This window comes from Xanthovirga aplysinae, assembly GCF_009711365.1.
Lineage (GTDB): Bacteria > Bacteroidota > Bacteroidia > Cytophagales > Cyclobacteriaceae > Xanthovirga > Xanthovirga aplysinae.
On the sequence record NZ_SMMB01001169.1, the window covers coordinates 1 to 10110 of the forward strand.

General features: G+C 36.3%; 7 protein-coding genes. 2 read left to right on the forward strand and 5 right to left on the reverse strand.

Annotated elements, in window-relative coordinates:
• The coding region (locus E1171_RS15325) for a Maf family nucleotide pyrophosphatase (RefSeq protein ID WP_155206922.1) at window positions 1–1853 on the forward strand (1853 nt) is incomplete at its 5' end.
• A 130-nt stretch (window positions 1854–1983) separates the two neighbouring features.
• Here E1171_RS15325 and E1171_RS15330 read toward each other — a convergent pair.
• From E1171_RS15330 to E1171_RS15345, 4 genes are all read right to left on the reverse strand, one after another.
• Window positions 1984–2607 (reverse strand): PepSY-like domain-containing protein, encoded by a 624-nt coding sequence (locus E1171_RS15330; RefSeq protein WP_155206923.1) that lies wholly within the window; start codon window positions 2605–2607, stop codon window positions 1984–1986.
• Between the two features lie 283 nt (window positions 2608–2890).
• The gene (locus E1171_RS15335) at window positions 2891–3811 is read right to left on the reverse strand and encodes a bestrophin family protein (protein ID WP_155206924.1); all 921 of its coding nucleotides are present in this window, start codon (window positions 3809–3811) and stop codon (window positions 2891–2893) included.
• Between the two features lie 391 nt (window positions 3812–4202).
• Complete coding sequence (locus E1171_RS15340; RefSeq protein WP_155206925.1) at window positions 4203–5153, reverse strand: DUF6263 family protein; 951 nt, start codon at window positions 5151–5153, stop codon at window positions 4203–4205.
• Window positions 5154–5353: 200 nt separating this feature from the next.
• On the reverse strand, window positions 5354–6271 hold the full coding sequence (locus tag E1171_RS15345) for an RHS repeat domain-containing protein (protein ID WP_187696481.1): 918 nt from the start codon (window positions 6269–6271) through the stop codon (window positions 5354–5356).
• 593 nt (window positions 6272–6864) lie between these two features.
• Here E1171_RS15345 and glpK point away from each other — a divergent pair.
• The gene (glpK, locus tag E1171_RS15350; protein ID WP_155206927.1) at window positions 6865–8355 is read left to right on the forward strand and encodes a glycerol kinase GlpK; all 1491 of its coding nucleotides are present in this window, start codon (window positions 6865–6867) and stop codon (window positions 8353–8355) included.
• A 226-nt stretch (window positions 8356–8581) separates the two neighbouring features.
• Here glpK and ffh read toward each other — a convergent pair whose 3' ends face one another.
• Complete coding sequence (gene ffh / locus E1171_RS15355; RefSeq protein WP_155206928.1) at window positions 8582–9910, reverse strand: signal recognition particle protein; 1329 nt, start codon at window positions 9908–9910, stop codon at window positions 8582–8584.
• Window positions 9911–10110: the final 200 nt, after the last annotated feature.

The following is a 10110-nucleotide window of genomic DNA, read 5'->3' on the forward strand; positions in this document are numbered from 1 at the left end:
CCATGGCTGAAATAAGACCTTTAAAAGCCTGGAGGTATAATGAAGCTATTGCAGGGAATATTGGTTCCCTTACTTCTCCTCTTTTTGACGTGGTGTCAGACAGACATCGCAAAAAATTATATAAAAATCCCTACAACAGCCTTCATTTATCTGTTCCTACTGGCGAAAATCCGGCTGAACGTGCAGCGGAAACCCTTGCTAACTGGAAGAAAAAAGGGATCATTCAACAGGATAGACATCCGGGAATCTATGTCTATTACCAGTATTTTAATTTGGCCGGTACTTCTAAGGAGTATTGTCGGAAAGGCTTTATTTGCGATATAAGGATTTATGACTGGGACGAAAATATTTTGCTTCGTCATGAAAACACCATGCCAGGTTCTGTAAATGACCGCATGGAAATCTTAGAAAAAACACAGTTAAATACGTGCCCTACCCATGGATTATATTCCGATGAGTACTTTGAACTGGAAAAATACATGGACCAAAGCATGCAAAACCCCATATATAAAACAGAAGATTATCAAGGGGTTCGTGACCAGTTAAGTATTATTCAGGATCCTAAGATTATTGGGGAGTTTATTCAAGCACTGAAAGATAAGCAGGTAATCCTTGCGGACGGTCATCATAGATATGGTGGAGCCTTAGCTTATAAAAAGAAACAAATGAAGGAAAACCCTAACCATAAGGGTTCTGAGGCCTACAATTTCCATATGATGTACCTCACTAATATGGAATCAGATGACCTTCGTATTTTACCTACTCACCGACTGATTAAGGCTTTAGATAATTTCAATCCCGACGAAATTTTAGAGAAAATAAAGGATTATTTTCAGGTAAAAGAAGTCGAAAACGCTTTTGAGTTAAATGAAATCATTTTAGGGAAGACCTGGGCTTTTGGTCTCCTATTCAAAGACCAGGCGTTTAAGATAAAACTAAAACCAGAAGTATTCTCTGATATTCATTGGCAGTTACCGATAGAATTAAAGCGCCTGGATCAAACCATAATACATTATTTTATCATTGAAAAAGTTTTAGGAATAAAGAGGAAAGATCAGCGAAGCCCTAAGCATATTGGCTTTGACCGAAGTTTTACGGACTGTCTTACTAAAGTGATGATGGATGAAGCTCAAATGGCCGTTATCACCAAGGATGTATCCATAGAGGATGTGAAAAAAGTATGCTTTAGCGGACATGTCATGCCTCAAAAGTCTACTTATTTTTATCCTAAAGTTATCTGTGGCTTTCTTTTTAATTCCATAAAGGAAGAGGAGAGTAAAAGACCTTTGATTCTGGCCTCTGCTTCTCCTAGAAGAGGGCAAATTTTGTTGGATGCTGGCTATGACTTTATAGTAAAAACCTCTCCAATTGATGAGAGCTACCCTACAGATACTCCTCTAAGGGCAGTAGCTCAATATTTGGCCAAAAAAAAGGCCAAAGCCTTTACGCAACCATTAAATGATGAAATAATCATCACGGCTGATACAGTGGTCTTGATTGAAGATCAGATTTTAGGTAAACCACTAAATAGAGAAGAAGCCATTAGAATGTTAAATATGCTTTCTGGCAGAACCCATCAGGTAATCACAGGAGTATGTCTACGTGCTTTTGAAAAAGAAATTAGTTTTGATGACACCACGGTTGTAAAATTTAAAGAACTAAAGGAAGAAGAGATCGAGTACTACGTAGATCACTATCACCCTTTTGATAAAGCAGGGGCTTATGGCATACAGGACTGGATTGGGATGATTGGAATTGAAAAGATTGAGGGTTCTTTTTTCACTGTGATGGGGTTTCCAATTCACAATTTCTATGAACACTTAAAAGAATTTCAATTTCCACCACAAAATTAGTTAGGGAAATCCTTCCTTTTTCCTTCTAATATCTTACAATAAAAAAGATAGCTAATTCTTTACACGAATAAGCTATCTTTCTTTTCTCGCGATTATCTAATAAATATTTGGATTTTTAAACAAACTCCTCCTAACCAATTTGATATTTATTGGTTTTCTTTGGACCAGGCTGGGTTCCGTCATCTTTAAAGTTTAAATCAAAAGTTTTATTTTCTTCCAATACTTTTGCATAGTCGTATTCAAATCCTTCAAACTGGTAAAGCTCCATAACTTCACCTTCCACAAAGTTTACACTATACAGATCATCTTTAGGAGTTTGATAAAAATTAACATTAGCTACCGCCTTATCCGAATATTGAGACTTTTGAATGGCATTTTGCACTTTAGCAGGGACCTCATCTTTCATAATTCCTGAAATTTTACTATCAACCCACTTTCCTTCTTCATTAAAATTAACTACATAATCCTTCTGCCCTCTTTTAAAACAAACTACATACCCCTTTTCACTCGGTTGTAACAAATAATTATCCTGGGCAGGATACAATGTAGCCATTCCTTGACGAATCAAAGCTTTATCAGTTAAATGCTTTTTCAAATTAGTAGGCTTATCAACGGCAGCATAATTATTTTCCTTTCCCATAGCAAAGGGGATAATTTCTTTTTCCTGCTTTACCTGATTCATTTGATTTTGAGCAATTGCCGAAAAGCTAAAAACTAAAAAACTGCTAATTAGCAACATCAATAACTTTTTCATAACATTCGAGCTTTAGTAAAACAAATAGTAAAACAGTTATTTTTAGGACTTAAGGACTTACAACTGTAGTGAGAGGCCCTTTATTATTTCTTAACCTTCCAATATTTAAAAAATTAAAAATTGGAAAACTCTCAAATTCATTAAATAAAATTTAATACATCCTTCTTTAGTGAAACAATTATTAAAAACAAAAAATTCTAGGTTCCCTGAAAGATAATTAGGAATTATTACCCACTCCCTTTAAAGATGATGTAAAAACATAGGAATAAACCAGGTATTTCCCTTACATTAAAATCCCTTTTTTCTTCCTTATTGGTGCCGGAGTTTCACTTTCTCCAAGTTGTTGTCTTATATTAATTTCAATATTTCTTGAAAGGGCCGTCATAGGTGTGTCAGCAGCCTTATTTTCAAAAGGATTTTCAAGTGTATAACCCAATTCTTCAAGAAGATAAAATACAAATACAATAACCAGGGAAACGGGAATGGACAAATAATGGATTTCGTCAATCAATCCTAGTGGAACCAAAAAAGCAAAAAACCATAAAAGCATCATCGCAAAACGGCTATAAAAAGGTGGGAAGACGGTGTTTTTAATCCTTTCGCACTTCCCCATGGCATCACAAAGTCTATTGAGCATGTCATCCATTCGCAAAAAATAAAATTTATCCATGAATCCTTGCTTCTCAGCCTCACGGAAACGCTGGGCCTGATTTTGAAGAATAGCATTAGGAACATTTTTTTGGGTGCGAAGCTCTTCAATTTCCTTAGCTGATAGCAAACGCCCTAAATTTTCATCAAAGGGATCCAATCCCCTCAAACTGTTTGACAATGCATAACACCAGGAAATGTGTCTGTAGGCCAACTCCTCTCTAATCTTACGAAGCTCTTCATTTGTATGAAGTGAGTCTCCAGCCCTCAAAAAGGTCATTATTTGACGCGTGGAGGAACGAGAATAATTTACAATTTCCCCCCAAACCTTGCGAGCTTCCCACCAACGGTCATAAGCTGAATTAGTTCTAAATGCTAAAAAGATGGACAAAGCCGTACCTAAAATCCCTGGTACAGCAATGGAAGTGGTAAGATCAGCAATATTAAACTCAATTGTCAGTACAGCAATAAACGTACAATAAATCATATAGAAAAACATGAAAGACAAATTGTAGCGAATAATGTACCTCCATCGGAACCCCTCTTGTAAAACCATTCTCTAATTGTAGGAAAATTTCTAAAAAATGTTTAATTGAAATAAAAGCCAAGGCCCTCAACTGCCTTTTAACTTTAAATTTTTAACAGTTGCAAACGAGATTGTATTTTATATGTTTCAACTTTCATATTCTTTTTCCATATTTTTTAGAACCTTTATCCATTCTATTGTTTCCTACTTTAACATTTTAATTTGAAGAAAAATCTAACAATTGAGCACTTATTAAATCTATTAATCCTAAAAAATCGTTTGGGTAAAAATTAATTATATTAAAAATAAGAGCTTATAGAAGTCCTATTGGAAATAGGGTGGAAAATGAGTCAGCAAACCCCTAAACCAAAAATAAAAACAGGTTCCTTTCCCGAAAAAAAACAGGGATCATCAAAAATAACTATTCAGGTCGACTCACTTTCACAAGACTTTCAAAAATGACCGGCCAACTGACTCCCTCTGGGAAATATTCATTTTTCTTAATTTCCACCTTTCCTTCAATGTTCTGTTTTACTATCGAACTTTTTATCCAGCCACTTTCCTCTTCTGCCACTACTTCAGAAACTTGTGTTCCACTTAGCTGATAATTGGCAACCATTCCGTTCATATTAGACTGTCCACCTCCTTCAGGGACAGAAATAACCGATTCCCCTTTTATTCTTAGTTCCCCATTATCTACTCCCTCCAAAGTCCACTTATTATCAACCTTATAACTCATGGATGAGGAAATCTTCAACTGATTGGACCAGGATTCGCCTTCCTTCACTGGAGTAGCGGGATAAATGGCTGTGAGTGTCCCAATATGGCTTTTTAAACCATCTTCCCCTAATAAATTATTCAAATTGGTCTTTAGCTGAAACTTTAACAACTCATCATTTTTTCCATACTTATTTACCAACTCCTCGATGAGCGCCTCCAAACCAGAAATTTCTTTTAGTTCTCCCGTAGCTGACATACTCACCTTAAATGGCTTTCCGATAATTTGGTCATAGACTCCAGCCATAAAATTGGTAGTATCCCTCCCATTTGACTCCGAATCGTATTTCATTTGCATTTCTGAAGCTTTAACTTCCATTGCCAAACTTTCATATACAACTTCCATTAAAACTGTATTAGCGGAGTCCTTTTGCAAAATCTTAAAGCCAAAAATCGAAGTCATTCTGGAGTTCATATCCTGTCTACGTCCCAAAATAGTCTGTTTGATATTTTGTTCACTAACTGTTTTAAGCCGGTATGTTTCTCCCACTTTCAAATTAAAAGAAAGTACACCTCGTTCTTCGGTGTATGCTAAAGCTGTACTCCAACAAAGAACAATTGCTAATAAAACTGGCTTTAGAAATGAAGTTCTCATCTACAACGGTTCCCTTTTATTTATTTGAAATTTAAAAATTAATTTTGAATGGAATGTTCCACCGATTGAACTCTAATGGCATTAGGCACTATTGCCTGGTACACGGTGCAATTCACTATTCATCCTTTCCATTTCCGTGTATCCATGAAAACAGGACGCCATAACCTTTCCTAGTTTAACCTGTGCAGACTTATTAGTGTTTAGGAATTTGTAGTAGCATAATGTTGATAGCTTATACTTTCCTCAGAAATCTTATCCCCTTGTGCTGATTTAGAAAGTATGGAAGAAATTAAGCCTTGGTTTCCAATTTTGTAGTACTCTACTTTGCTTAATTTCATATCGTTCTGAAAAAATTCTTTTCTTTGGATTTTCCCTTCGGGAGAATAAAAAAAATGACAAATTTCTTCCTCCCCGTTTCTCTTTTCACTTTTATACTTCACCACCCGATGGTGATCATCGAAGGTTCGATAATTTCTCACCTCCTCCCTTTCCTTCATCTGTTTTCCTTGTTTTTGAAATTCAATCATATTTCCTCTCGAGTCATAAAAAAACTTCTGTGAAACACGATCAATTTCTGTTCGGAAAAGTTGTTTTCTTAATTTTCCATTTTCATCATATGAATAAGCGGCTTCAAATCCATAATCAGTTTTATAATGAATCAATTTTCCATTTTTATCATATTCGAAAAATTCCACGGAGCAATCAGAAGGGTCTGCAAAGTTAATAGTTTCAGCTTTTAGAATTCTACCCTCGGAATCATATAAATAATGTGTATTTTCCAGCACCTCAGCTTTATCCTTTCCCATGGAAAACTTTTGATGCTCAACCAAATCATGATGTTCGTTATATTTATAAAGATCTTTACTGTAGAAAAGCCTTTGCCCTCTTAAATCTGCCGGAAGATAAAGATCATTAAACATTACCACCTTTAACACATTCCCAAAGCGGTCAAAAGCGTATTCAAACTCAATCTCCCTTAAATTCGATTGATTTGGAGATTTATAAGAAAGTTGTTTTACCTTCATTATTCTGATTCGGTTCTGAACTACCTCTTTCTTATCCGCAATGTAAAAATGAAAATATAAAGCCTTACCCTCGGCATAAGTTTCATGCATCATAAAGTTCCCTTTCAAACCCACAGTAAAGAGGAAAACAAGTTTTAATTCGCTATTTCCTCTATTCATTTATGACTCCTACAGAAGCCTGAACCATTATATTTTCTTCAAAAACTAAAAGGATGAACAAGTAGTTTCATTATACTCCACACTTTCACCCTAGGTGCAAAAACTCCTCGGTGAATATCAAACCTTTGAAATAAACCATGAATTTCAATCATAAGATATTAATTTGCTTCTTTGGCATGCATAACTTTTTTCTGTTTGCAGTAGAAGTGGTTTGAAAAAGGGAAATATTCAAAATTTCAGTTACATTATTTACAATTCAAGAAGTTCAATATTAAAAGTTATTTTTATGAATGAATTAATAGTTCCAAGTACCTTTATTTTTCGAAAATTCCTTAAACTTGAAAATAAATTTGTAAGTCTTCCTTAACACTCAAATCTTATTTATTATTTAGTCCATTATTCTTTAAAGTCGTAAATACAGGCTACGTCTTGTAAAAGCACCGTATTTTTCTTCCCATTTTTGTGGAATCAAAAAATTTATGGAATGCTAAAACAAAATCAATTTTTTCATTTTTCAGGTAGATAAGATGACCAAAAAATATATAATAGCACTCGACCAGGGAACTACGAGTTCCCGGGCGGTACTTTTTGGTAGAGAAGGACATATATTAGGAATTACGCAAAAAGAAATTCTGCAATATTTTCCTAAAACAGGATGGGTAGAACATGACCCCATTGAAATTTGGAATTCACAATATGAAGTTCTTTTAGAACTTATCCACCACCATCAAATCCACCCCACTGAAATTGCAGCTATTGGAATCACCAACCAAAGAGAAACTACAGTGGTCTGGGATAAACATAGCGGGCAACCCATTTATAATGCAATTGTATGGCAGGATAAACGAACCGCAACACTTTGTGACGAACTAAAAGAACAGGGATTAGAACCCTATGTAAAAGAAAATACAGGCTTAGTAATTGATGCTTACTTTTCTGCTACCAAAATCCGGTGGATTCTTGACAATGTACAGGACGCCCGACAAAAAGCAGTTAAAGGGGACCTATTATTTGGAACTATTGATAGCTGGCTCATTTGGAAGTTAAGTAAAGGCAGTTTACACTTAACGGATTATTCCAACGCTTCTCGAACCATGTTGTTTAACATTCATAATTTAAACTGGGATGAAAAACTTTTGGAAGCACTGAATATTCCCGAAAATATGCTACCTGAAGTAAAGCCTTCCAGTGAGTTTCTCGGTACTTTTCAATTGGAAGAAGTATCCATTCCAATTTCTGGAGTGGCCGGAGACCAGCAGGCTGCCTTATTTGGCCAATGTTGCTTTCAACCAGGAATGGCCAAAAACACTTATGGGACAGGTTGTTTTATGTTAATGAATACTGGTGAAAAACCACACCAATCCCAATCGGGTTTATTAACAACCATTGCATGGGGAATAGGGAATCAGGTATTTTATGCATTAGAAGGGAGTATTTTTATTGCTGGAGCAGCCATTCAATGGTTACGAGATGGCCTAAAGCTGATTGACGAAGCACCTGACTCGGAGTATTACGCAGCCAAAGCTGGAGATACTCATGGTGTTTATGTAGTTCCAGCATTTTCAGGGCTGGGCACACCTTACTGGGACATGTATGCTCGGGGAGCTATTTTTGGTTTGAGCAGAGATACTGGCAAAGATGAGATCATCAAAGCCACCATAGAATCTATGGCTTATCAAACCCGAGATGTTTTACAAGCCATGGAAAAAGACTCAGGGTTGTCCTTGAAAACTTTAAAAGTAGATGGAGGAGCTTCGGCCAATAACCTGTTGATGCAATTTCAAGCCGATATTTTGGGTGTAAAAGTAGAAAGACCTGAAGTAATAGAATCCACTGCTATGGGAGCCGCCTTGCTAGCTGGAATAGCTGTTGGTTTCTGGGATAAGGATAAGATCCACCTCAACCGTAAAATCGAAAAGGTTTTTCTTCCCTCCTTAGAGGAACAAAACCGTGAAGCACTTTACAAAGGTTGGCAAAAAGCTGTTCAAAGGACTATGGGATGGCTGGAGGAGATTTAATTAATAATGAAGAAATAATATTGGAGTATTAATAAAGAAAAGAATAAATTAACTTTCCAAAATCCCAAAAGGTGAGATTCCAACATTAAAAAATTATTGTATCACAAGTTATTCATTATCAATTCTTCAGAGAACGGTTAACTTCAAAGGTATTGAGAACTCCCATCCTCCATTTTCGTCCCTGTTGGATGTAGTGTTGCATAGGAGTTCTTCATTATTTTTCTCTTTATTTAAACATCTTCATATTGGCCAACCCTTTTCGGCCACCACCCATTTTATTCATGGTTTTCATGACCTTACGCATATCATTAAACTGCTTCAACAAATTGTTTACCTGCTGAATAGAAGTACCACTTCCTGTGGCAATACGTTTTCTTCGAGTACCATTCAAGATCTCAGGTTTTTCTCTTTCTAATGGCGTCATTGAACGTATAATGGCTTCAATAGGCTTAAATGAATCATCGTCAATATCCAAGTCCTTCACAGCCTTTCCTACTCCTGGAAGCATGCCCACCAAATCTTTGATGTTACCCATCTTCTTAATTTGCTGCAATTGACCTAGAAAATCATCAAAATTAAACTGGTTCTGACGGATCTTCTTATTCAGACGTTGGGCTTCTTCCTCATCAAAAGTTTGCTGAGCTCTTTCTACCAAGGAAATTACATCACCCATGCCCAGAATACGTTGAGCCATACGATCAGGGTGGAACACATCAATGGCATCCATTTTTTCACCCGTACCGATAAACTTGATCGGTTTATCGACTACCTTCCTAATAGAAAGGGCAGCACCACCACGAGAATCACCATCCAGTTTAGTCAGAACTACCCCATCAAAATCCAGACGTTCATTAAAAGCCTTAGCTGTATTTACGGCATCCTGACCAGTCATGGAATCCACGACAAATAAAGTCTCCTGCGGTTGAAGAGCATCCTTCAGAGCGGCAATCTCATTCATCATCTCCTCATCAACAGCCAAACGACCCGCCGTATCAACGATAACAATCTTTTTGCCGTTTTGCTTGGCATGCTTAATGGCATTCTGGGCTATTTCAACTGCATTTTTATTTTCAGGCTCAGCGTAAACATCCACATTGATTTGCTCACCCAAAACCTTCAACTGATCGATGGCAGCCGGCCGGTAAATATCGCAAGCGGTTAACAATACTTGTCGACCCTGTTTTTTTAGAAAACTAGCTAATTTACCTGAAAAAGTGGTTTTACCCGAACCTTGCAAACCTGAAATCAGAATCACAGCAGGGTCACCTTTGGTATCGATATCTTCCTTCACACCTCCCATTAGCTCGGTGAGCTTTTCCGAGGTGATTTTTACAAATAATTGACCTGGAGATACGGAAATCAATACATCTCTTCCAAGTGCTTCTTCCTTAATGGAGTCTGTCACCTGCTTCGCCACCTTATAATTCACATCCGCATCGATCAATGCTCTACGGATCTCTTTTACAGTGCTTGCAACGTTAACTTCAGTAATACTACCCTGTCCTTTAAGGGTTTTCAGGGCCTTATCTAATTTATAACTAAGATTATCAAACATAATATTTTATTCGCCTTCTCTTTATTTAAACTACTTTATTGGCCTTTCTAGTACGCCTACAGGATGCATTTTAATAATTCAAAAGTACAAAGGTAATTTGAATGTATTATAAAAGAAATCAATTCATTAATTATAATTTGGGCAAAAGTTATCTTGTATAAACCAAAATTAAAAAAGCAATAATGCTTTCTTAAAAGCTA

Coding starts and splice junctions, on each gene's coding strand:
- E1171_RS15330 (WP_155206923.1), bottom strand. CDS start 2,607: ATGAAAAAGTTATTGATGTTGCTAATTAGCAGTTTTTTAGTTTTTAGC.
- E1171_RS15335 (WP_155206924.1), bottom strand. CDS start 3,811: ATGGTTTTACAAGAGGGGTTCCGATGGAGGTACATTATTCGCTACAAT.
- E1171_RS15340 (WP_155206925.1), bottom strand. CDS start 5,153: ATGAGAACTTCATTTCTAAAGCCAGTTTTATTAGCAATTGTTCTTTGT.
- E1171_RS15345 (WP_187696481.1), bottom strand. CDS start 6,271: ATGATGCATGAAACTTATGCCGAGGGTAAGGCTTTATATTTTCATTTT.
- glpK (WP_155206927.1), top strand. CDS start 6,865: ATGACCAAAAAATATATAATAGCACTCGACCAGGGAACTACGAGTTCC.
- ffh (WP_155206928.1), bottom strand. CDS start 9,910: ATGTTTGATAATCTTAGTTATAAATTAGATAAGGCCCTGAAAACCCTT.